The sequence below is a fragment of the Micromonospora sp. NPDC049139 genome (assembly GCF_055586845.1).
On record NZ_JBVJHK010000002.1, the window covers coordinates 470,428 to 493,298 of the forward strand.

19 protein-coding genes are annotated in these 22,871 nt (G+C 71.6%); 6 read left to right on the forward strand and 13 right to left on the reverse strand.

Features of this window, described 5'->3' with window-relative positions:
• Positions 1-11: 11 nt before the first annotated feature.
• The gene (locus tag ACZ6Q9_RS05720; protein WP_396827939.1) at positions 12-1,316 is read right to left on the reverse strand and encodes a cell division protein PerM; all 1,305 of its coding nucleotides are present in this window, start codon (positions 1,314-1,316) and stop codon (positions 12-14) included.
• A gap of 156 nt (positions 1,317-1,472) precedes the next feature.
• On the opposite strand from ACZ6Q9_RS05720, the gene ACZ6Q9_RS05725 reads away from it, so the two are divergent.
• On the forward strand, positions 1,473-1,739 hold the full coding sequence (locus ACZ6Q9_RS05725) for a hypothetical protein (protein ID WP_357694308.1): 267 nt from the start codon (positions 1,473-1,475) through the stop codon (positions 1,737-1,739).
• A gap of 46 nt (positions 1,740-1,785) precedes the next feature.
• Here ACZ6Q9_RS05725 and sucD read toward each other — a convergent pair whose 3' ends face one another.
• The 3 genes from sucD to ACZ6Q9_RS05740 all read right to left on the reverse strand — a co-directional run bounded on the left by sucD (position 1,786) and on the right by ACZ6Q9_RS05740 (position 4,758).
• The gene (gene sucD / locus ACZ6Q9_RS05730) at positions 1,786-2,673 is read right to left on the reverse strand and encodes a succinate--CoA ligase subunit alpha (protein WP_350684227.1); all 888 of its coding nucleotides are present in this window, start codon (positions 2,671-2,673) and stop codon (positions 1,786-1,788) included.
• A 2-nt stretch (positions 2,674-2,675) separates the two neighbouring features.
• Positions 2,676-3,854: an ADP-forming succinate--CoA ligase subunit beta gene (gene sucC, locus ACZ6Q9_RS05735; RefSeq protein WP_396827942.1), complete on the reverse strand. Its 1,179-nt coding sequence runs from the start codon at positions 3,852-3,854 to the stop codon at positions 2,676-2,678.
• A 499-nt stretch (positions 3,855-4,353) separates the two neighbouring features.
• On the reverse strand, positions 4,354-4,758 hold the full coding sequence (locus tag ACZ6Q9_RS05740; protein ID WP_350684229.1) for a cobalamin B12-binding domain-containing protein: 405 nt from the start codon (positions 4,756-4,758) through the stop codon (positions 4,354-4,356).
• Positions 4,759-5,200: 442 nt separating this feature from the next.
• On the opposite strand from ACZ6Q9_RS05740, the gene ACZ6Q9_RS05745 reads away from it, so the two are divergent.
• Positions 5,201-5,896: a M23 family metallopeptidase gene (locus ACZ6Q9_RS05745; protein WP_393261466.1), complete on the forward strand. Its 696-nt coding sequence runs from the start codon at positions 5,201-5,203 to the stop codon at positions 5,894-5,896.
• A 296-nt stretch (positions 5,897-6,192) separates the two neighbouring features.
• A complete protein-coding gene (locus tag ACZ6Q9_RS05750; protein ID WP_396827944.1) occupies positions 6,193-6,942 on the forward strand; it encodes a M23 family metallopeptidase in 750 nt (249 codons plus the stop codon).
• Between the two features lie 58 nt (positions 6,943-7,000).
• On the opposite strand, the gene pcrA is transcribed toward ACZ6Q9_RS05750, so the two are convergent.
• Positions 7,001-9,406, reverse strand: coding sequence for a DNA helicase PcrA (gene pcrA, locus ACZ6Q9_RS05755; protein ID WP_393261472.1), 2,406 nt, complete (start codon positions 9,404-9,406; stop codon positions 7,001-7,003).
• A 326-nt stretch (positions 9,407-9,732) separates the two neighbouring features.
• Here pcrA and ACZ6Q9_RS05760 point away from each other — a divergent pair, with 326 nt between their 5' ends.
• Together ACZ6Q9_RS05760 and ACZ6Q9_RS05765 are read left to right on the forward strand one after the other, a co-directional pair.
• Complete coding sequence (locus ACZ6Q9_RS05760) at positions 9,733-11,583, forward strand: bifunctional metallophosphatase/5'-nucleotidase (protein WP_393261475.1); 1,851 nt, start codon at positions 9,733-9,735, stop codon at positions 11,581-11,583.
• A gap of 265 nt (positions 11,584-11,848) precedes the next feature.
• Entirely contained in the window at positions 11,849-12,238 is a 390-nt protein-coding gene (locus ACZ6Q9_RS05765) for a chorismate mutase (RefSeq protein WP_393261478.1), read from the forward strand.
• Positions 12,239-12,375: 137 nt separating this feature from the next.
• On the opposite strand, the gene ACZ6Q9_RS05770 is transcribed toward ACZ6Q9_RS05765, so the two are convergent.
• The 5 genes from ACZ6Q9_RS05770 to ACZ6Q9_RS05790 form a co-directional block, all read right to left on the reverse strand.
• Positions 12,376-13,389, reverse strand: a complete 1,014-nt coding sequence (locus ACZ6Q9_RS05770; RefSeq protein ID WP_393261481.1) for an ABC transporter ATP-binding protein — start codon at positions 13,387-13,389, stop codon at positions 12,376-12,378.
• Positions 13,382-14,404, reverse strand: a complete 1,023-nt coding sequence (locus tag ACZ6Q9_RS05775; RefSeq protein ID WP_393261696.1) for an ABC transporter ATP-binding protein — start codon at positions 14,402-14,404, stop codon at positions 13,382-13,384. Before ACZ6Q9_RS05775 ends, ACZ6Q9_RS05770 begins: the two co-directional genes overlap by 8 nt.
• A 26-nt stretch (positions 14,405-14,430) precedes the next feature.
• The gene (locus ACZ6Q9_RS05780; protein WP_350704004.1) at positions 14,431-15,408 is read right to left on the reverse strand and encodes an ABC transporter permease; all 978 of its coding nucleotides are present in this window, start codon (positions 15,406-15,408) and stop codon (positions 14,431-14,433) included.
• Between the two features lie 75 nt (positions 15,409-15,483).
• Complete coding sequence (locus tag ACZ6Q9_RS05785) at positions 15,484-16,410, reverse strand: ABC transporter permease (protein ID WP_357455435.1); 927 nt, start codon at positions 16,408-16,410, stop codon at positions 15,484-15,486.
• Between the two features lie 146 nt (positions 16,411-16,556).
• Positions 16,557-18,200 (reverse strand): peptide ABC transporter substrate-binding protein, encoded by a 1,644-nt coding sequence (locus ACZ6Q9_RS05790; protein WP_393450626.1) that lies wholly within the window; start codon positions 18,198-18,200, stop codon positions 16,557-16,559.
• Positions 18,201-18,629: 429 nt separating this feature from the next.
• Between ACZ6Q9_RS05790 and ACZ6Q9_RS05795 the strand changes: the two genes are divergently transcribed.
• A complete protein-coding gene (locus ACZ6Q9_RS05795) occupies positions 18,630-19,364 on the forward strand; it encodes a PIG-L deacetylase family protein (protein ID WP_393261488.1) in 735 nt (244 codons plus the stop codon).
• A gap of 76 nt (positions 19,365-19,440) precedes the next feature.
• Here the strand turns inward: ACZ6Q9_RS05795 and ACZ6Q9_RS05800 are convergent, their stop codons facing one another.
• From ACZ6Q9_RS05800 to ACZ6Q9_RS05810, 3 genes are all read right to left on the reverse strand, one after another.
• Entirely contained in the window at positions 19,441-20,595 is a 1,155-nt protein-coding gene (locus ACZ6Q9_RS05800; protein ID WP_396827950.1) for a thioester domain-containing protein, read from the reverse strand.
• 189 nt (positions 20,596-20,784) lie between these two features.
• Complete coding sequence (locus ACZ6Q9_RS05805; RefSeq protein WP_350704013.1) at positions 20,785-21,471, reverse strand: response regulator transcription factor; 687 nt, start codon at positions 21,469-21,471, stop codon at positions 20,785-20,787.
• Positions 21,471-22,736 (reverse strand): PspC domain-containing protein, encoded by a 1,266-nt coding sequence (locus ACZ6Q9_RS05810; RefSeq protein WP_393261495.1) that lies wholly within the window; start codon positions 22,734-22,736, stop codon positions 21,471-21,473. Before ACZ6Q9_RS05810 ends, ACZ6Q9_RS05805 begins: the two co-directional genes overlap by 1 nt.
• Positions 22,737-22,871: the final 135 nt, after the last annotated feature.

The following is a 22,871-nucleotide window of genomic DNA, read 5'->3' on the forward strand; positions in this document are numbered from 1 at the left end:
ACCGGCGGGCCTCAGCGGGCGCGGGGCGGGTCGGCGGGGCGGGAGAGCGCCCGGGTCGCGGCGGCGCCCAGCAGTGCGCCCACCGCGATGACCGCGGTCGCCACGCCGGCCACCTGCCAGGCGACGGGCCCCACCTCGGCCAGCCGGCCGCCACCCAACGACCCGGCGGAGGCCGCTGCGGCGGCGCCCAGCAGCACGCCGGCCACCGGCCCGGCGAGCGCCGCCGGCCCGAGCAGCGGGCCCCAGCGCAGCGGCGTCCGGTCGTCGGCGGCGAGCCGGAGCAGCCGGCGGGCCAGCAGCCAGCCCGCCGCCATCCCGGCGAGGACCGGCACCGCGAGCAGGGCCGCCCCGATGCCGTCGACCGGGCCGCGCGGCAGCCCCGCCAGCAGCGGGACGGCCGGCAGCGCGCCGACGGACACCTCGCTGGTGCGGACCGCCGTGTCCGTGCCGACGGCGAAACCCGGCCCGAGCAGGTAGCTGACCGACCAGATGGTGGCGTTGGGCGCGTAGGCGAGGCTGACCAGGGTGATCCCGGCCTGCCCGGCGACCCCGGTGCGATAGGCCCCGATGAGGTCGGCGGCGTCACCGCCTCCGGTGGCCACGGCGAGCCCCGCCGCCCCGCCGCCCGCGGCGAGCAGCAGCAGCCCGGCGACCAGCCCGGTGCGGATCCCGTCACGCAGCGGCTCCGGGGACCGCGCGGCCAGCAAGCCGGCGACGCGGGTCGTCCGGACCGAGCCGACCAGGGCGGCGAGCGTGCCCAGCACCGCGAGGGTGACCCCGGCGCGGACCGGTGACGCCCCGGGGCCGCCCGCACCGGCCAGCACCGCCGCGAGCACGCCGATCACCGCGTACGCGATGCCGACCGCGCCGGCCGCGACGAGCGCCTGCCGGGGCGACCCCCCACCACGCGCGCCGATCGCCCGGCTGGTGTGCACGCCGGCCCGGGTCAGTCGCCAGACCACCAACGCGGTCAGCGCCAGCGGGGCCAGCCCGAGCGGGCCGGCGCCGGTGTCGAGCGGGACGCCGTGCCCGAGCAGCCAGCCGGCCAGCCCGGCGCGGAGCGCACTCGGCACGGCGGCGGCGTCCTCGCTGAGCTGGAACAGCCAGAGCACGACCACCACCGGCAGCCACGAGGTGAGCGCCGCCCAGCCGGCGGCGACCGCCGCGGCGACGGCCAGCGGGGCGCGGCTGCGAGGGGGCTCGCCGCTGCGCGGCGCGGGCACCCGCCGGCCGCGCCCGCCGGGCGCGGCCGGCCGGGCGTCGGTGCCGGCCTCGACGCCGGGGCGGCTCGGCTGATCAGGGGTGACGGAGGACATCGGGTCTACTCTGGCATGCCGCGGGCGCGGTGGCAGTCCGATACCGCCCCCGAGCGGCGGCGAGTTCCGTGATCCACCGTCTCCCGCCCCCGATCCGGTCTAGCCTCGGCCCAGGGACGCGACCGAAGTCGCGGCACCGACGTCCGGAGGGAAGCCGTGAACGCTCCGTACCCGCCGCCACCGCCGCCACCGCCCGCGGCCGGCCAGGACCGCACCACGCTCTGGGGCGTGCTCGGCATCATCCTCGGCCTGCTCTGCTGCGGCATCCTGGGGATCGTCTTCGGCTACCTGTCGATCCGGGACGCCAAGCGCTTCGGTCAGTCGCCGGTGCTCGGCTGGTTGGCGATCGCCTTCGGCGTGCTCAACATCATCGGCAGCGGCATCCTCTGGGCCGGCGGCAACTACCCGCTCTACAACGACTGAGGGCCGACCGCGAACGGTCGGCCCCCTGGTCGTACACCAGCCTGGATCAGCCGGCGGACATGATCTCCCGCATCAGCTTGGCGGTCTCGGTCGGCGTCTTGCCGACCTTGACGCCGACGGCCTCCAGCGCGCTCTTCTTGGCCTCGGCCGTGCCGGCCGAGCCGGAGATGATCGCGCCGGCGTGCCCCATGGTCTTGCCGGGAGGCGCGGTGAAGCCGGCGATGTAGCCGACCACCGGCTTGGTCACGTTCGCCTTGATGAACTCGGCGGCCCGCTCCTCGGCGTCGCCGCCGATCTCACCGATCATGACGATCGCGTCGGTGTCCGGGTCGGCCTCGAACGCGGCCAGCGCGTCGATGTGGGTGGTGCCGATGATCGGGTCACCGCCGATGCCGACGCAGGTCGAGAAGCCGATGTCGCGCAGCTCGTACATCATCTGGTAGGTCAGGGTGCCGCTCTTGCTGACCAGGCCGATGCGGCCGGTGCCGGTGATGTCGGCCGGGATGATCCCGGCGTTGGAGGCGCCCGGCGAGGCGATGCCCGGGCAGTTCGGCCCGATGATCCGGGTCCGCTCGCCCTTGGCCACGTTGTACGCCCAGAACGCGGCGGTGTCGTGCACCGGCACGCCCTCGGTGATCACCACGGCCAGGTCGATCCCGGCGTCGATCGCCTCGACGACCGCGCCCTTGGTGAACTGCGGCGGCACGAAGATCACGGTCACGTCGGCGCCGGTCTGCGCCATCGCGTCCGCGACGCTGGCGAAGACCGGCAGCTCGGTGCCGTCGAAGTCGACGGTCTGGCCCGCCTTGCGCGGGTTGACGCCACCGACGACGTTGGTGCCCGCGGCGAGCATCCGCCGGGTGTGCTTGGAACCCTCGGAACCGGTCATCCCCTGGACGATGACCTTCGAGTCCTTGGTCAGCCAGATAGCCATTGTCAGACCCCCGCAGCCGCCAGCTCGGCGGCCCGCTCGGCCGCGCCATCCATCGTGTCCACCCGCTGGACCAGCGGGTTGTTCGCGCCGTCGAGGATCGCCCGGCCGGCCTCGGCGTTGTTGCCGTCGAGGCGGACGACCAGCGGCTTGGTGACCTTCTCGCCGCGCTGCTCGAGCAGGGCCAGCGCCTGCACGATGCCGTTGGCGACCTCGTCGCAGGCGGTGATGCCGCCGAAGACGTTGACGAAGACGCTCTTCACCGACGGGTCGGACAGGACGATCTCCAGCCCGTTCGCCATCACCGCGGCGCTCGCGCCACCGCCGATGTCGAGGAAGTTGGCCGGCTTGACGCCGCGGTGCCGCTCGCCGGCGTACGCGACCACGTCGAGGGTCGACATGACCAGGCCCGCGCCGTTGCCGATGATGCCGACCTCGCCGTCGAGCTTGACGTAGTTGAGGTCCTTCTCCTTGGCGGCCTGCTCCAGCGGGTCCACCGCGGCCTGGTCGACGAGCGCCTCGTGGTCCGGGTGCCGGAAGCCGGCGTTCTCGTCCAGGGTGATCTTGGCGTCGAGCAGCAGCAGCTTGCCCTCGCCGGTCTTGGCCAGCGGGTTCACCTCGACCAGCGTGGCGTCCTCGGCGACGAAGGCCTTCCAGAGGCCCACGGCGACCTCGACGACCTGGTCGGCGACCTCGGCCGGGAAGCCGGCGGCGGCGACGATCTCACGCGCCTTCGCCTCGTCGACGCCGGTGTTGGCGTCGATCGGGGCCTTGACGACCTTCTCCGGGGTGTCGGCGGCGACCTGCTCGATGTCCATGCCGCCCGCGACGCTGGCGATGCAGAGGAAGGTGCGGTTCGCCCGGTCGAGCAGGTAGGAGAAGTAGTACTCCTCGGCCACGTCCGCGGTCACGGTGATCATGACCTTGTGGACCGTGTGACCCTTGATGTCCATGCCGAGGATGTCGGTGGCCCGGGCCACCGTCTCATCCGCGCCCTCGGCCAGCTTCACGCCACCGGCCTTGCCCCGGCCGCCGACCTTCACCTGCGCCTTGACGACCACCCGACCGCCGAGGCGTTCGGCGATCGCGCGGGCCTCCTCCGGGGTCGTGGCGACGCCGCCGGCGAGCACGGGCAAGCCGTGCCGCTCGAACAGGTCCCGCCCCTGGTACTCGTACAGGTCCACGTTTGCGCGTCCCGTCCCGTCTCCGCGGCGCGCCGTCGCGCCGCCACCAGCGTTATGGAAAACAGTTTGACGCCTGTCATCAGTTGAAACAGGCCATTGGGCGCAGCCTAGCGAGGTGGACACCGGCCGCAACCGAGCGGGTGCGCGGTGTGCGGTAATGCACAGCCGGCGGCGTCGCGCGGCCTTTCCGCGACTTCGGCCCCCGACGTCAGCCGTCCGGACGATGTTGTCCGGGCTGCGTAACCCCTCCGCGGGGGCGTCGTTGAGTCAGGTGTCGGAGCGCTGATGCAGCGCGGCGACGGGAGACGGCCGATGCCCTGTCGGTCGAGGGGTGGCGGCGGGGCATCGTGCATAGAGGGGCCGGACGTGTGAGGGGTGCGTCCGGCCCCTCCCCCTGTCCGACGTCAGCCGTCGACCGGCCCGAGTCGTCCGTGACCCGTCGACCGCCTGAGTCCGCGAACAGCGCATCCTCGCCCTCTGGCGGGATGCCGACCGACAGTCAGGCGACCGGCTGCGCGACGTTCTCCCGGACCCACTCCACGATCGAGGCGGTGGTGGCGCCCGGCGTGAAGATCTTGGCGACGCCCAGCTTCTGCAACTCGGGGATGTCCGCGTCGGGAATGATGCCGCCGCCGAAGACGACGATGTCGCGGGCGTCCCGCTCGCCGAGCAGCTCCACCACCCGCCGGAAGAGCGTCATGTGCGCCCCGGACAGCACGGAGAGACCGACCGCGTCGGCGTCCTCCTGGATCGCGGTTTCCACGATCTGCTCCGGGGTCTGGTGCAGGCCGGTGTAGATGACCTCCATACCGGCGTCCCGGAGGGCACGCGCGACGACCTTGGCGCCACGGTCGTGGCCGTCCAGGCCCGGCTTGGCGACGACGACCCGAACACGAGAGCTCATCTGCGCATCCCTTTCACCGGCTCCGCGGCTTCACCTGAACGAACGGTAACCCGCCCCGCCCGGCCCGGGAAATCCGGGCGGCGAAGCGCACGGCACACCGGCCGGCGGCACCCGGGGGAGGCTGCCGCCGCAGACGGTACGCCTGCCGTAGATGATCAACGCCGTCAAGCCGGACGACTCCGCCGTTCGGTCACGCTGCGCGACGAACGGGCAGTTACGGGGGCGCCGTTCGACGGGAACGAGGCATGACAATCACGGACGCAAAGGGACAGAACGCAGTAGCAATTCGGCGCTTCGGCTTGTGACGGGCCTGGTGGTTGGCTAACGTGTCCACGGTTGTCATCAGGTCCACGGACGGGTGACGACGCGGCCAGCCGACGTTCATCGGAGCTTCACGAGCGTCGAGGAAGCCGCATCGGATCCCCGACAACGGAGGGTGTGCGTGCGCCAGCGCCTGTCGTCTGAGCCCGATCGATATCGCGGTCGCCGCCGCGTACCCACCCCCCCGCGTAGCCGCTACGCCGCCGTCGTCACCACCGCGTTCGTCGGGGCCGGCATCGTCGCTCTCGGCGCGGGAGCCATGCCGGACGCCAAGAGCGTCAGCCCGTCGGTCCTCGACGAGCTCAAGGCCGCCTCGACCGTCAACCAGGACGCCGCGGCCCGCGCCGACTCCGCCGACCGCGCCTCTCGCGACAGCGACCGCGCCGGGGCCAAGGAGACCGCCGAGACCGAGGTCTGTCGGCTCCCCCTCCAGGACTACGAGTTCAACACCCCCTACGGCATGCGCTGGGGCAAGCTGCACACCGGCATCGACCTGGTCGCCGCCGAGGGCACGCCCTACGTCGCCATCCACGCCGGCACGGTCACGAAGGCCGGCTGGTTCGGCGGCTACGGCTACACCGTGATCGTCCAGCACGCCGACGGCAGCGAGGCGATCTACGGCCACTCCTCCGCGCTGAGCGTGCAGGAGGGGCAGCAGGTCAAGGCGGGCGACCAGCTCGGCCTGGTCGGCAACACCGGCCACTCCTACGGCTCCCACCTGCACCTGGAGGTGCATGTCAAGGGCGAGCCGCTCGACCCGGTGCCGTGGCTCCAGGAGCGCAACGTGGACATCAAGCTACAAACCGAGGCATTCTAACGGCGAAGTAGCCGCCTCCTGACGCCACGTACCGACCGTTGACCGCCCGGATCTGTCGATCCGGGCGGTTTTTCGTCGGCCGGCGACAGGCGAAAGTCTACCGGGTCACAGGCGCGGATGTGACCGGCGCCACGGCCGACCATGATCACTTATCGCTATCAAAGGCCCAAGTTGGGAGTTAACGGACGGCACCGGCCACCGTCGCTCCGTCCCGACCCGGTCCCCCTACCCGCTGCCGACCCCGCCGACACCAGTATTTCGAGGTCAAGTGCCCCCTCGATCAGCGAAGGTCCGCCGTGCAGGAAGACATTCAGAACGAGAACACCCCCGACGCCCCCGCCCGGCACCGGCTGCGGGCCGGCGGCCGCACCCGAGTGATCGTCGCCGCGGCGGCCCTGGTCGGCCTCGGTCTCGGCGGCGCCGCCTTCGCGGCCACCGGCAACGACGAGCCCTCCGTCCCGGCCGCCGTCTCCCTCGACGCGCAGGCCCGCGCCGAGGCCGCCGACCGCGCCGACCGGTCCGCGCGCGAGTCGGCCGCCCCGGCCAGCCCGACGCCGAGCCCCACGACGGCCAGCCCGTCGGCGAAGCCCAGCCCGAAGGCGACCACCGCCAAGCCGACGCCGAAGAAGACCAGCGAGCCGAAGCCGAGCTGGGTCGTCCCGATGAAGGGCGCCGCGATCACCTCCTGCTACGGCCCGCGCTGGGGCACCCTGCACGCCGGCATCGACTTCGCGCTGCCCGCCGGCACCCCGGTCCGCGCCGCCTTCGGCGGCACGGTCACCAAGGCCGGCGACGTCGGCGACGGGTACGGCATCTCCGTCGTCGTCGACCACGGCAACGGCTACCTGACCCACTACGCCCACCTCAGCACCGCCAAGGTGGGCGTGGGCGACAAGGTGGGCGCCGGCGAGACCATCGGCCTGGAGGGCTCCACCGGCGACTCGACCGGGCCGCACCTGCACTTCGAGGTCCACCAGGGCCAGATGTGGAACCAGATCGACCCGGCGCCGTTCCTGCGCGCCCGGGGCATCGACGTGGCCTGCTGACCCGTACCCGACCGGGACGGCCCGGTCCGGCGCGCCGCCGGGCCGGGCCGTGGCCGTCTCAGAGCTTGTCGATCGGCGCGTGCCGCAGCACCAGCCACATCGTCTGGTCGCCGAAGTCGATCTGCGCCCGGGCGCCCGGGCCGTGCCCCTCCACCGCGAGCACCCGCCCCAGGCCGTAGCGCTGGTGGTTGACCCGGTCGCCGGCGGACACCTTCGGCCCCTGCGGCAGCTCGCTCGCCGTGGTCAGCCGGCTGGCGTCGACGCCGAGCCGCTTCGCCAACTGGGCGGCCTTGGGGGTGCCGCCGTTGAAGCCGCCGCGCCCGCCGGGCACCCGGTCCGCGCGGCCCCCGACGCCGCCGCCCCCGCCGGCCCACGAGGTGTACGACCCCTCGGTGCGCTCCCAGCGGACCAGCTCCGGCGGCAGCTCCTCCAGGAACCGGGACGGCGGGTTGTAGGACGGCTGCCCCCACGCCGAGCGGGTCACCGCCCGGGAGAGGTAGAGGCGCTGGCGGGCCCGGGTGATGCCCACGTACGCCAGCCGGCGCTCCTCCTCCAGCTCCCGGGTGTCGCCGAGCGAGCGCAGATGCGGGAAGACGCCGTCCTCCAGGCCGGTCAGGAAGACGACCGGGAACTCCAGCCCCTTGGCGGTGTGCAGCGTCATCAGGGTGACCACACCCTGGTGGTCCGGGTCGTCGGTCGGCACCTGGTCGGCGTCGGCGACCAGCGCGACCTGTTCCAGGAAGCCGGCCACGGTGGCCCGCTCCCCCTCCTCGCCGGTCGCCTCGATCCGCTCCGTGTACTCCCGGGCGACGCTGACCAGCTCCTGGAGGTTGTCGACCCGACCGGCGTCCTGCGGGTCGAGGCTCTCCTCCAGCTCGGTGAGGTAACCCGAGCGGGTCAGCAGCGCCTCCAGCACCTCCTCCGGGGTGCCGGTCTCGGCCAGCTCGCGGGCGCCGTCGAGCAGGTCGACGAAGTCCGCGATGCCGTTGGCCGCCCGGGTGGAGATGCCCGGCGCGTCCTTCGCCCGCCGCAGCGCCGCGCCGAAGGAGATCCGGTCCCGGCTGGACAGGGCCTCCACGCACGCCTCGGCGCGGTCGCCGATGCCCCGTCGGGGGGTGTTGAGGATCCGGCGGAGGCTGACCGTGTCGTCGTCGTTGACCACCGCGCGCAGGTAGGCCAGCGCGTCGCGGACCTCCTTGCGCTCGTAGAAGCGCACCCCGCCGACCACCTTGTAGGGCAGGCCGACCCGGATGAACACCTCCTCGAAGACCCGGGACTGGGCGTTGGTGCGGTAGAAGACGGCCACGTCACCGGGGCGGGTCTCGTCGGCGTCGACCAGCCGGTCGATCTCCCGGGCCACCCAGTCGGCCTCGGCGTGCTCGGTGTCCGCCACGTAGCCGACGATCCGCTCGCCGGCGCCCGCCTCGCTCCACAGCCGCTTCGGCTTGCGCGAGGTGTTGCGGTCGATCACGGCGTTGGCGGCGTTGAGAATCGTCTGGGTCGAGCGGTAGTTCTGCTCCAGCAGGATCGTGCGGGCGTCGCTGAAGTCGCGCTCGAACTCCAGGATGTTGCGGATCGTCGCGCCGCGGAACGCGTAGATGGACTGGTCGGCGTCGCCGACCACGCACAGCTCCGCCGGCTCGACCCCCTCCGTGCCCGAGACCAGCTCCTTGATCAGCACGTACTGGGCGTGGTTGGTGTCCTGGTATTCGTCGACCAGCACGTGCCGGAACCGTCGGCGGTAGCTCTCCGCGACGTGCGGGTGGGACTGGAGCAGGTGCACCGTCGTCATGATCAGGTCGTCGAAGTCGAGCGCGTGCGCCTCGCGCAGCCGCCGCTGGTAGAGCGTGTAGGCCTCCGCCAGCGCCCGCTCGTTGGGGCCCTTGGCGCGGCCCGCGAACTCCTCCGGGTCGACCAGCTCGTTCTTCAGGTTGGAGACCTGGGCGGCGAGCCCGCGCGCCGGGTAGCGCTTCGGGTCGAGGTCGAGCTCCCGGGCGACCATCTGCATCAGCCGGCGGGAGTCGTCCGCGTCGTAGATCGAGAAGGTCGACTTCAGCCCGGCGTGCTCGTGCTCGGCGCGCAGGATGCGCACGCACGCGGAGTGGAACGTCGACACCCACATCAGCCGGGCACGCGGGCCGACGAGGTGCGCGACGCGCTCCTTCATCTCGCCGGCGGCCTTGTTGGTGAAGGTGATCGCGATGATCTCGCCGGGGTGCACGTCCCGGGCGGCCAGCAGGTAGGCGATCCGGTGGGTGAGCACCCGGGTCTTGCCCGAACCGGCGCCGGCCACGATCAGCAGCGGCGAGCCGGCGTGGGTGACGGCGTCGCGCTGCGGCCCGTTGAGGCCCTCGACCAGGGCCTGCGGGTCGAGGCGGGCGGCGGCGGACCCCGGCCGGTGCGGCGGGGTCGGGGCAGGCGCCGGCGCGGGCGGGGACACGGGGATGTCGAAGAGAGGATGCATCGCACGGCGAGTCTATGCCGCCGGCCGGACACTTCCCCGCCGCGTGGACCCCGGCGCGACCGAGCCGTCATCGGCGGACCGGCCGCGCCGAGGGCCCGGACCCGCCCGAGCGACCGCCCGAGCGACCGGGCGGGCCGATCCGGCGCGGCGGGCCGATCCGGCAGGGCGGCCAGGAGGATCCGGCAGGGCGGCCAGGAGGATCCGGCGGGGCGGGCCAGGTTGAGACGAAGATGTCACCCTGTCCCATCTGGTGCCGCCGGCCCGGGTACAGAACGATGACGGTGAAAATCCGGCTCCTTCCCCCGCACACGACTGGGAGAACGACCATGACTCAGCCGCGTTCGCGCGGTCGGGCGGCGCTGCGTCACCTCGCCGCGCCCGCCCTCGCGTTGGCCGTCGTCGCCACGCTGCCCACCGCTTCCCGGCCCGCCCCGGCCCCCGCCGACGACCCGTGGGCCGCCCTCGCCCCCGTCTCGGTCTCCTACGCCACCCCCACGGGCGGGGAGGTCAAGGGCAACTTCCTCAGCTACAACGACTTCCACGGCGCCATCGACCCGCCCGGCGGCAACGGCGCGGTGGTCAACGGCACCCCGGCCGGCGGGGTGGAGTACCTCGCCACCTGGCTGAAGCGGCTGCGCGCCGAGGCCGCCGCCGAGGGGCGGGTCACCACCACCGTCGGGGCCGGCGACCTGATCGGCGCCACCCCGCTGGTCAGCGCCGCCTTCCACGACGAGCCGACCATCGAGCTGATGGACGAGATCGGGCTGGAGGTCAGCTCGGTCGGCAACCACGAGTTCGACGAGGGCGTCGACGAGCTGATCCGGATCAACAAGGGCGGCTGCCACCCGGTCGACGGCTGCCAGGACGGGGACGGCTTCGCCGGCGCGAAGTTCACGTACCTCGCCGCCAACACCGTCAGTAGGAAGACCGGGCTGCCGATCCTGCCCCCGGTCGACGTGAAGTTCGTCGGCGGCGTGCCGGTCGGCTTCGTCGGCGTGACCCTGGAGGGCACCCCGGACATCGTCAACCCGGCCGGCATCGCCTCGGTGCGGTTCACCGACGAGGTGGCGACCGCCAACAAGTGGGGCGGGCTGCTCAAGCTCTTCGGCGTCAAGGCGATGGTGCTGCTGGTGCACGAGGGCGGCGCGCAGTCGCCGCCGCCGGCCACCCCGGGCGTCTCGGACTGCGCGAACTTCTCGGGCCCGATCGTGGACATCGTCCGCGGCCTGCGGCCGGAGTTCGGGCTGGTCGTCTCCGGCCACACGCACCGCTTCTACTCCTGCTCCCTGCCGAACTCCTCCGGCGCGCAGAGCGTCGTCACCAGCGCCGGCAACAACGGCCAGCTGATCACCGACGTGGACTACTCGCTGGACCGGCGCACCGGCCGGTTCACCGGCATCTCCGCCCGCAACGTGGTCGTCGAGAACGGCGTCCGCAACCCGGACGGCACCTGGCAGCAGAGCGCGCCGGGCACGTACGTGCGCAACCCCGACCTGGTGGACCCGGCCGCCAAGGCGCTGGCCGACAAGTACCGGACGGCCGTGGCGCCCATCGCCAACCGGGTGGTGGGACGGGTATCGGCCGACGTCGTCCGCGACGCCCGCCCCAACGGCGAGAGCCCGCTCGGTGACGTGATCGCCGACGCGCAGCTCGCGTACACCCGGTCGGCCGGGGCGCAGATCGCGCTGATGAACCCGGGCGGCATCCGGGCGTCGCTGCCGTACGCCGCCTCCGCCGGCGGCGAGGCGCCGGGTGAGATCACGTACGGCGAGGCGTTCACCGTCCAGCCGTTCAACAACCTGGTGGTCACCCAGACGCTCACCGGTGCCCAGCTACGCAACGTGCTGGAGCAGCAGTTCGTCGGCTTCAACGGGCAGACCACCCAGCGCATCCTCCAGGTCTCCGCCGGGCTGACCTACTCCTACGACACCACCGCCCCGGCGGGCTCGCGGGTGAGCGCCCTGGCGCTCGACGGCGTGCCGGTCGACCCGGCGGCCAGCTACCGGGTCACCACGAACGACTTCCTGGCCAACGGCGGGGACGGCTTCACCGAGCTGCGCGCCGGCACCGGCCGCACCACGGCCCCCGGCTTCGACGTCGACGCGCTGATCGCGTACCTGGGTGCCGGCGAGCCGGTCGCCCCCGGGCCGGCCGACCGCATCACCCGCCTCGGCTGACCGGGCACGGTCCCGGCGTCGCCGACGGCGCCGGGACCGTGCCGCCGGCCACGTGTCCGGCCGAATCCTTGCGCGCGCCGGCCCCGGGTCGGCATACTCGACGACGTGTTCGGGCAGCGCTTCTACTTTTACTACGGCCCCGGGAGTCCGGCAGCCGTGGGTCGCGCCTGATCAACAGACCTACGAAAAGCCCCGGGCTCCTGGAGCCCGGGGCTTTTCCGTCCCGGGATCCGGGCACCGGGCACCTGACGACGAGGGGTACCCGATGATGACAGACGTGGTGGAGTCCAACGGCAGCCTGACGCGGCCCGGGGCGGGCCGACCCGACCCGGGGGCATCCGGCCAGGTCGACGCGGCGGGCGGCGCCGACGACGCGAAGCCGGAGGCGCGCACCGGCACCGCGGAGCCGGGCGCGGCCGCCCGGATCGTGGAGATCCGGGAACGGATCGACGAGATCGACCGGGCGCTCATCGAGCTGTGGCAGGAGCGGGCCCGCCTCTCTCAGGAGGTCGGGGCGACCCGGATGGCCTCCGGCGGCACCCGGCTCGTGCTCTCCCGGGAACGGGAGATCCTGGAGCGTTTCCGGGTCGCCCTCGGCGCCGACGGCACGCAGCTCGCGCTGCTGCTGCTCCGCGCCGGCCGCGGCCCCCTGTGAGGCGTACGGGGGCGGCGCGGCGGGCGGACCGTGCGGCGCGGTGGTCGCGTCCTGGCCGCCGGCCGCCGCGCCCGCCCCGGAAACGACGGGACCGCCTGCCGTCGTCGCGGTGACGTCGGCAGGCGGTCCCGTGGGTGTCACACCTCGTGCGTCTGCACGATCTCCCGCTTCTCGGCGAAGTGGCAGGCGCTCGGGTGGTCCGAGCCCGACCGGATCTCCAGCAGCGGGACCTGCTCGGCGCAGACGTCCTGCGCCTTCCAGCAGCGGGTCCGGAACCGGCAGCCCGAGGGCGGGCTGACCGGCGACGGCACGTCACCGGTGAGGCGGATGATCGCCTTGTTCTCGCGGACGGTCGGGTCCGGCACCGGCACCGCCGACAGCAGCGCCTGGGTGTACGGGTGGGTCGGCCGCTCGTAGATCTCGTCCTCGGTGCCGATCTCCACGATCTTGCCGAGGTACATCACCGCGACCCGGTCCGACAGGTGCCGGACCACCGACAGGTCGTGCGCGATGAACACGTACGACAGGCCGAACTCGCCCTGGAGCTGCTCCAGCAGGTTCATCACCTGTGCCTGGATCGACACGTCCAGGGCCGACACCGGCTCGTCGCAGACGATGATCTCGGGCCGCAGGGCGAGCGCCCGGGCGATGCCGATGCGCTGCCGCTGACCGCCGGAGAACTGGTGCGGGTACCGGTTGATGTGCTCCGGGTTCAGGCCCACCAGGTCGAGCAGTTCCTTCACCTTGCCCCGGCGGCTGCCCTTCGGCGCCACCTCCGGGTGGATCTCGAACGGCTCGCCGATGAGGTCGCCGACCGTCATCCGCGGGTTCAGCGAGGTGTACGGGTCCTGCATCACCAGCTGGATCTGCCGGCGCAGCCGCCGCAGCGCCCCGCCGGAGAGCTTGGAGATGTCCTGGCCCTTGTAGAGCACGCTGCCGGAGGTCGGCCGCTCCAGGTTCATCAGGACCCGGGCCAGGGTCGACTTGCCGCAGCCGGACTCGCCGACCACACCCAGGGTCTCGCCGGCCTTGAGGTCGAAGGAGACCCCGTCCACCGCCTTGACCTGGCCGATGGTCTTCTTGAAGACCACACCCCGGGTCACCGGGTAGTGCTTGACCAGGTCACGGACCTCGAGGATCTTCTCAGTCACGGTTCACCAGCTCCTCGGCGAAGTGGCAGGCGCTGGCCCGGCCGGCACCCACCTGCAGCAGCGGCGGGATCTTCTCCCGGCAGACCGGCTGCGCCATGGGGCAGCGCGGGTTGAACGGGCAGCCCGGCGGGATGTTCATCAGGTTCGGCGGGAGGCCCTTGATGGTCCGGAGCTGCTGCCCCTTCTCGTCCAGCCGGGGAATCGAGTTGATCAGACCGATCGTGTACGGGTGCGCCGGCTTGGCGTACAGGTCGTACACGTTGGCTTCCTCGACGATGCGACCCGCGTACATGACCGCGATCCGGTCCGCGACGTCGGCGACCACACCGAGGTCGTGGGTGATCAGGATCATGCCCATCTGCCGCTCCCGCTGGAGCTCGGCGAGCAGGTCCATGATCTGGGCCTGCACCGTCACGTCCAGCGCGGTGGTCGGCTCGTCCGCGATCAGCACCTCCGGGTCCAGGGCCAGCGACATCGCGATCATGGCGCGCTGCCGCATGCCACCCGAGAACTGGTGCGGGTAGTTGCTGAACCGGCCCTTGGCGTTCGGGATCTTGACCTGGTCGAGCATCTCGATCGCGCGCTTCTTGGCGTCGGCACGGCTCATGCCGCGCCGCACCCGGAACTGCTCGGCGATCTGGAAGCCGACGGTGAAAACCGGGTTGAGCGCGGAGAGCGCGTCCTGGAAGATCATGGCGATCCCCTCACCGCGGATGCGGCGACGCTCCTCGAAGGACATCTTCAGCATGTCCTTGCCGTGGAAGCGGACCTGGCCGCCGGTGACGAAACCGGGCGGCGTGTCCAGGATGCCCATGATGGTCTGCGCGGTGACGCTCTTGCCGGAGCCGGATTCGCCGAGCACGGCGAGGGTCTCCCCCGCGTCGACGTGGTACGTGACCCCGTTGATGACCTTCGCGACGCCGTCCCGGGTGCGGAACTCCACGCGGAGGTCGTCGACCTCGAGCAGACGGCCGGAGGGGCGACCGGAGGTACCCGCCGCGGACTGCTCGGACACGAGAATGTCGGACAACTGAATCGCCCCTAGCGGAGTTTCGGATCGAGGGCCTCGCGGACCGTCTCACCGAGCACCACGAAGCTCAGCACGGCGGTGACGAGGAAGGCGGCCGGGAAGAAGAGCAGGTACGGCGCGACCCGGATGAGGGACTGGGCCTCGTTGATCATGATGCCCCAGGAGACCACCGGGCTCTTCAGGCCGACGCCCAGGAAGGAGAGCGTCGCCTCGGCGCCGATGAACGAGCCGACCAGGATCGTCCCGTAGACCAGCAGCGGCGCGAGGCTGTTCGGCAGCAGGTGCTTGAGGATGATCCGGCCGGTGCCGGCACCCAGCGCCCGGGCGGCGACGATGTAGTCGGCCTCCTTGGTGGCCAGCACCGAGGAGCGCATCAGCCGCATCACGACCGGCCAGCCCAGCACGACCAGGGACATGCTCACCAGGGCCATGATCTCGGCCTTGCTGTTGCTCGTGCCCGAGCCGTTGAAGGTGGTCAGGATGACGATGGCGCCCAGCACGAAGGGCAGGCCGAAGAAGACGTCGGCGACGCGGGAGAGCAGGGCGTCCACCCAGCCGCCCCGGTAGCCGGCCATGATGCCCATCGCGCCACCGATCAGCAGCACGCCGAGCACCGAGAGCACGGAGACCACAATGGAGGCGCGGGCGCCGTAGATCACCCGGGCGTAGACGTCGCGCCCCTGGAAGTCGTAGCCGAACCAGGCTTCCGACGACGGGCCGACGAGGCTGTTCTTCAGGTCGCCGTTCGCCGGGTCGCCGGAGCTGAACAGCGACGGGAAGGCGGTCATCACCAGGAAGATGACGATGAACGTCGCGGAGATCCAGAACAGCGGCTTGCGACGCAGGATGAGCCAGGCGTCGCCGAGCAGGCCGCGCGGCTTCTCCTTGCGGGCGTTCTCCGGCTGGCCCGCGTTGGTGGGCGCGCCCAGCTCGGTCGGCGCGGTGGCCGGGGGCGTACTGACGATCGACGCGGCACTGGGGTCGCTCATGCCGGCACCTCGCTCCGCTCGACCCGGGCGTGGGTGCCCGGGCACGCTGCAATGACCAGGTTTCGTTCGCTGCGCTCACTCATAGCGGATCCTCGGGTCCAGGGCGGCGTAGAGCAGGTCCACCACGAGGTTCATGACCAGGTAGACCAGCACCAGGACCACCACGATGGAGACAACCGTAGCGCTCTCCTTGGTGACGATCGCGCGGAAGACCTGGCGACCGATCCCGTTGATCTGGAAGATGCCCTCGGTCACGATCGCGCCGCCCATCAGGGCACCGAGGTCGGTGCCGAGCAGGGTGACCACCGGGATGAGGGAGTTGCGCAGCAGGTGCACCCCGACCACCCGCCGCATCGGCAGGCCCTTGGCGATCGCGGTGCGGACGTAGTCGGCGCGCCGGTTCTCCGCGATGCTCGTCCGGGCGACCCGGGCGATGTACGCCATCGAGGCGCTACCCAGCACGAAGCCGGGCACGATCAGCTCCGAGATGCGCATCTCGCTGGAGACGGTGGGCTTGATGACGCCCCACTGCACGCCGAGCACCCACTGGAGCACGAAGCCGATGACGAAGATCGGCAGCGCGATCAGGAAGAGGCTGGAGACCAGGACCAGGTTGTCCAGGAAGCCGTTACGGCGCAGGCCGGTCAGCACACCCGCGGTGAGGCCGATGACCGCCTCGATGACGAGGGCCACCAGGGCCAGCTTCAAGGTGTTCGGGTACGACGTGGCGATGATGTCGCCGATCTCCCGGCCGCCGAACGTCTGCCCGAAGTCGCCCCGGAACAGGTTCTGCATGTAGTTGCCGTACTGCACCCAAATGGACTGATCCAGCTTGAACTTCTCGGTCATCATGTTGACGTAGGCGTCCGGGCAGGCGCGTTCGCCGCACTTGCCGGCGAACGGGTCGCCGGGCACCGACCAGACCAGCCAGTAGATCAGGAACGTCGTTCCGATGAAGACCGGGATGAGTTGGAGCAGCCGTCTCAACAGATAACGGCCCATGGGGTGGTCCTCCAGACAGGGGGCGCGTCGGACGGCCGACACGGGGATGACGGACGTGGCGAGGGACTGTTGTAACACTCCCTCACGGAACGGCCCGGGTCGGGCCCACCGGTAGGTGAGCCCGACCCGGGGTCAGACCGTTCGGATCAGAGCTCGACCGAGGTGAGGTCCAGCTCGCCGACGTTGGTCAGCTCGAGCTTCTTGATCTTCTCCGAGTGACCGGACTGCTGGCCGCCGAAGTAGATCGGGACCGTGGGAACGTCCTGGTCGATGATGGCGACCGCCTGAGCGAACTTCTCGTGCGCGGCCTCCAGGCTCGGCGCGGAGCTGGCCTCCTTGGCCAGGGCGTCGACCTGCGGGTTGCTGTACAGACCGTCGTTCGAGGAGCCACCCTTCACGTAGAGCGGGTTGACCCAGTTCTCGACGTCCGGGTAGTCCTGCTGCCAGCCGGCGCGGTACATGCCCTTCATCTTGTGGGCGTTGATGTTCTGACGGAACACCGCGAAGGTCGGCATGCCCTCGGCGCGGGCGTTGATGCCCAGGTTGGTCTTGACCTGCTGCGCGACGGCCTCCATCCACTCCTTGTGGCTGGCGTCGGCGTTGTAGTACATGACCAGCTCGCCGGTGAAGCCGCCGGCCTCGGCCAGGAGCTTCTTGGCCTCGTCGACGTTGAACTGGCAGGCGGTGCAGTTCCCCGGCTTGGCGCCCGGGGTCAGCGGGTTGGCCCAGCTGTCGGCCGGCTTCCGGTTGCCGAAGAAGATCTTGTCGCTGATCTCCTGGCGGTTGATCGACATCGAGATCGCCTTGCGCAGCTTGGCGTTCTGGAAGCGCTTGTCGTAGATCGGGAAGGCGATGATGCCGGTCGACGGGGTGGTCGAGGAGATCGCCCGGTCGGTCAGGTCCTGCTTCCACTTGTCGCCCGCGAGCGAGGAGACCGGAACCTGCTGCATGAAGTCGATGTTGCCGGCGAGCAGGTCGTTGTAGGCCGCCGTGTCATCCTGGTAGATCTTGAGGGTGACGTCCTTGATCTTCATCTTGTCGCGCAGCGTGTAGTCGTCGAAGCGCGTCAGCTTGATCTGGACGTCGTCTTCCCACGACACGAACTTGACCGGGCCGTTACCGATCGGCTTCTTGCCGAACGCCTCGGCGCCCTGGGTGAAGAACGCGTCCGGCAGCGGCATGAAGGTGCTGTAGCCGAGCTTGGTCGGGAACACGGCGGTCGGCGCGGCGAGGGTGACCTCGAAGGTCCAGTCGTCGACGACCTTCAGGCCGGACATCTCCTTGGCCTTGGGCTCGGGGGCCTTCTGCGGGCCCTCGGCGCCGTCCGGGTCCTCGGTGTTGACGTCCCCGAAGCCCTGGATGTCGGCGAAGAAGCTGCCGTTCTGCGCGCCGTTCGGCGAGTAGGCGCCCCAGTTCCAGGCGTCCACGAAGTTCTTGGCCTTGACGACGGTGCCGTCGTGGAACTTCGTGTCCTTCTTGATCTTGATGGTGTAGACCTTGGAGTCGGTCGTCTCGATCGACTCGGCGAGAGCGTTGCGCGGAGCGCTGCCGTCGTTCGGGTACTCGACCAGACCGGTCCACATCCAGTCGATGATCTTGCCGCCACCGGTCTCGGTGGTGTTCGACGGGACCAGGCCGTTCTCCGGCTGGGTGCCCTCGATGGTGATCGCGCCGTCGGCGCTGGCGCCGGCGTCGCCGCCGTCGCTGTCGCTGCTCGAGCAACCGGACGCGACGAGCGCGAACGCCGCGCCCAGCGCGACCGCGCTGCTTGCCCGCTTCGAGACTCTCATTCCGAGGGGCCTCCTCTTTCTAACCTGGTTCCGTCGTGGGTTTCACGCACGCAAGGGGGTGACACGTCCGCCGGCCCGCAGCGCGGGACGCCGGTTTCACCGCAGTGAAACGGGACAAGATGTTGTACCGATCCGCCGGGCCGCCCCGCCCGCCGGGCTCGGCACCGCGCACGCGAGACCACCACGGAACACCGTTCACAGACGGCGGCCGTGGTCGTCAGGCCGTACGGAGTGCCTCACTCGAGGGGTGAGGTGCTGCCACTGTGACACTTACCGGCCCGTTCCGTGAAGGTGCCGTTATCAAGCCGTTAGTTGCTTGCCACGTTGCCGATACTTGAAAAAAGATCATGATCGGTGCCGGTCGTACTGCTCTGAGCAGGAAAGACACGGTTCTGCGGGATCAACACCCCGGGCGTACGCTCGACGCTTGTGAGCTTCCCCGCGTCCGCACCCGCACTTTCGGACGTCGTCCGGGCGCTGGCAGTTTTTGCCCATCCGGACGATATCGACTTCGGCTGTGCGGGCACAACGGCCAACTGGGTGGAGGAGGGCATCGACGTCGCGTACCTGATCGTCACCCGGGGCGAGGCGGGCGGGTGCGACGGCACCGGGCGCGGGTCGGTGACCCGGCTGCGGGAGGAGGAGCAGCGGGCGGCGGCCGCCGCGGTCGGCGTACGGCAGGTGGAGTTCCTCGACGGGTACGTCGACGGCGCCCTCGCCCCGACGCTCGACCTGCGCCGGGACGTCACCGCGGCGATCCGCCGGCACCGGCCCGACCGGGTGCTGACCAGTTCGCCGCTGCGCCGATGGGAACACCTCGCCGGGCCGGGCCACCCCGACCACCTCGCCGTGGGCGAGGCCACGACCTGCGCGGTCTACCCGGACGCGCGCAACCCGTGCGCCCACCCCGAGCTGCTGGCCGAGGGGCTCCAGCCATGGGTGGTCCGGGAGATCTGGTACGCCGGCGGCCCGGCGCCGGACCACACCGTGGACGTCACCGGGCAGTACGCGCGCAAGGTCGCCGCGATGCGCGCGCACCGCTCGCAGACCGCGCGGATGGACGTGGAGACCTGGGTTCGGGACCAGCTCACCACGGCGGCCGACGAGGCCGGGCTGCCGGCCGGCCGGCTGGCCGAGGCGTTCACCGTGCTGCGTACCGGGTGACCTGACCGCCGGACGGGTCCGGCCCCGGCACCGCGCGGAGCGGGTGCCGGGGCCGGAGCCGCGGAACGGACGTCGGTCAGGCCGTGAAGCGCAGCTTGCGGCGGCGGACCACCAGCACGGTGACCGCACCCGCGGCCAGCAGCGCCACACCGGCCGCGATCGCGGCGGCGATCGGGGAGCCGGTCAGCGGCAGGTCACCGCCGTTGCTGGCGGGGGAGGTCGACGGGGCCGGGCTCTCGACCGGGGCGCTCGGCGACGGCGACTCCGCCGGGACGCTCGGCGAGGGCGACTCGGCCGGCGCGCTCGGCGACGGCGACTCGGCCGGGGCCGCGGCGAAGGTGGCCTGGGCCTTGGCGGTCACGGTCTCACCGGTGCTGCCACCGAGGATCAGCTTCTGCGCGGCCTTCTCGCCGGTGAAGAGGAAGACCCGGCCGAAGGAGACCGAGCCCTTGGCGGAGACGGTCGCCTCGACCTCGCCCGCGCCGTCCGCGGTCAGCCAGAACTGCCCACCGTTGGTGGTCGTGGTGACCGGCTTGCCCTCGGCGTCGACCGCCGAGCCGCCGCTGACCGCGACGGCGATGTCGCCGGCCGGGCCCTTGACCGTGAACGGGCCGGCCTTGTCGCCGACCGTGGCCTTGGCGCTGGCCGGGTCGACGCTCAGCTCGGCCTTCGGCTCGGGCTGGTCGGTGGCGTTGGCGACGAGGTGGTCGTGGACCTTCTTGACCACGTCGTACTGCTGCTTGCCGAGCAGGCCCTTGTCCTTGACCCAGTCGCCGAGGGTGATCCCGTCACTGAAGTGCCAGATGGCGGTCTGGGTGCCGAAGTAGAGCAACTTCTTGGCGTCGGCCTTCTCCGGGACGGTGGCGCCGGCGGCGGCCAGCAGCGTCGCCGAGTCGGCGTTCGGGTAGCCGTGGGTGAGCACCCACTGCACCTTGCCGAGGTTCTTCACCTGGGACTCGTCCCAGGTGCCCTCCTTGTACCTGCCGTCGATCGCCACGTTGGTGTGGTAGTCGATGCAGAAGGCCGGGACGAGCTTCCCGTCGATCTTCAGCGCCAGCGCGCCGGCGCTCTTCGGCTTTCCGTCGAGCAGCAGCTTGACACTGCCGCCCACCGACTTGGCCACGCCGGTCGTCTCGGCGGCGGCCGGCGCGGCGAAGCCGAGCGCCAGCGCACCACCGGCGACGGTCGCCAGGGCGATCCGCGCCCAGCGCCGTCCTCGTTGTCCGAACATCAGATTCGCGTACCTCTCCCCAGGGGTGACCCGCCGAACGGCGGGTGAGCGAAGCCGCCGTTCCCGCGGGTTCGCACCACCCGCACGCGAGAACGCGACGGGGCATTATGGGACGGGAATTGATCGTTTGTCAGCCCCTGCCGGCCAGATTCGTCGCTTCCGCCCGAAATGGTGGGGAAAAGAGGTGGATCACACGAGCCGACGGTCGGCCGCCCAGCGGGACAACTCGTACCTGTTGGACATCTGGAGCTTGCGCAGCACGTTCGACACGTGCGTCTCGACCGTCTTGATCGAGATGTAGAGCTCCTTGGCGATCTCCTTGTAGGCGTACCCCCGGGCGAGCAGCCGCAGCACCTCGCGCTCGCGGTTGGTGAGCTGGTCCAGCTCCGGATCGGCCACCGGCGCGTCCGGACGGGCCGCGAACGCGTCCAGCACGAACCCCGCCAGCCGGGGGCTGAACACGGCGTCGCCGTCGGCCACCCGGCGGATCGCGGCGGCCAACTCCTCCGGGGAGATCGTCTTGGTGACGTAGCCCCGCGCGCCGGCCCGGATCAGCCCGATCACGTCCTCCGCCGCGTCCGAGACGCTCAATGCCAGGAACTTGACCTGCGGATGGGTACGCCGCATCGCCTCCAGCACCGCGCGACCGCCGCCGTCCGGCATGTGCACGTCGAGCAGCACCACGTCGGGCAGCGTGGCGGCGATCCGGGTGACCGCCTCGCCGACCGTGCTCGCCTCCCCCACCACCTCGACGTGCGCGCCCAGCTCGGCGCGGACCCCCGCGCGGAACATGGCGTGGTCGTCGACGAGGAAGACCCGCAGCCGCTCCGCGCCGGCACCCGCTCCCTCGACCGGTTCCATCGACTGCTCGGTCATCACTTGTCCCTTTCCGCCGTGGACGAGTCCCGGGAGATCGGCAGGATCAACCGGACCTCGGTCCCCTCCCCCGGCCCGGACCGGATCTCCGCCCGGCCGCCGTGCCGCTTCATCCGCCCGATGATCGAGCCCCGGACGCCGTGCCGGTGATCCTCCACCGTATCCGGGTCGAAGCCCTTCCCCCGGTCCCGGACGAAGACACTGACCTGGTCCGGCTCGACCTCGGCGTACAGCGAGACCGTCTGCACCCCGGCGTGCCGGGCGGCGTTCACCAGCGCCTCGCGCCCGGCCGCGACCAGCGCGCCGACCCGCTCGTCGGTCTCCCGGTCGCCGACCACCACCGCCTCGACGGTGATCGCGAAGGTGTCCTCGACCTCGGCGGCGGCCTGCTCCAGCGCGGCGGCGAAGCGCTCGGTCGGCGATCCGGTGGGCTTGTAGAGCCAGTTGCGCAGGGAGCGTTCCTGCCCACGGGCGAGTCGCTGGACCGTCTTCACGTCGGCCGCGTTGCGCTGGATCAGGGCCAGGGTGTGCAGCACCTGGTCGTGCACCATCGCGGCCAGCTCGGCCCGCTCCTGCTCGCGGATGCGCCCCTCGCGCTCCGAGCGGAGCTGGTTGAACGTCCGCCACAGCACCGGCGCGGCCACCACCCCGACCCCGGCGAGCCCGACCAGGGCGAAGATCACGCCGTTGAGCACCGCGTCGAAGTTCTGCGCCGGGGAGTAGACCGCGGCGACGCCGATGATGCCGACCGCGACCAGCACCCCGCCGCCGATGAACCGGAGCACGAACGCCCGCCGGTCGCTCTCCTCCACCACCGCGCCCAGCCACGGCACCGGCATGGAGTCACCCCACTGTCGCCGCCGCTCCGGGGCCGACTGGTGCCAGATCACCCCGGCGCCGACCGCGATGATCGCGACGAGCCACCCGGCGGTGCCCGCCGCGCCGACCGAGTCGAAGACCACCATCTGCGCCAGCAGCACGCCGAGGCCGATCGCCACGAACGGCAGCAGCTGGGCGACGTCCCGGCGGGGCGGTGCGGCGGTGTCGCCGGGCCGCAGCGGCACGACCGCCCAGAAGGCCGCGTAGAGCAGCAGGCCGAGACCGCTCAACCCGAGCAGCACCATGAAGGCGACCCGCACCCGGCGCACCGAGATGCCCAGGTGGTCGGCGATGCCGGCGGCCACCCCGGCGGCCATCCGGTGCTCGGGGGCGCGGTAGAGGCGAGGTGGCTGGGTCACGGCGTCGATCGGAGGCTCCCTGGTCACGACGGGCACGGGGCGGGCGACCGTCCGCTGCCGGCGCCGGTTCGATCGTCACACGCTGCGCCGCCACCCGACCACGGGGACGCCCCCGACATTCCGGCCGCCGGGATCTCAGGGTGGGGTCAGGGTCAGGTCCTG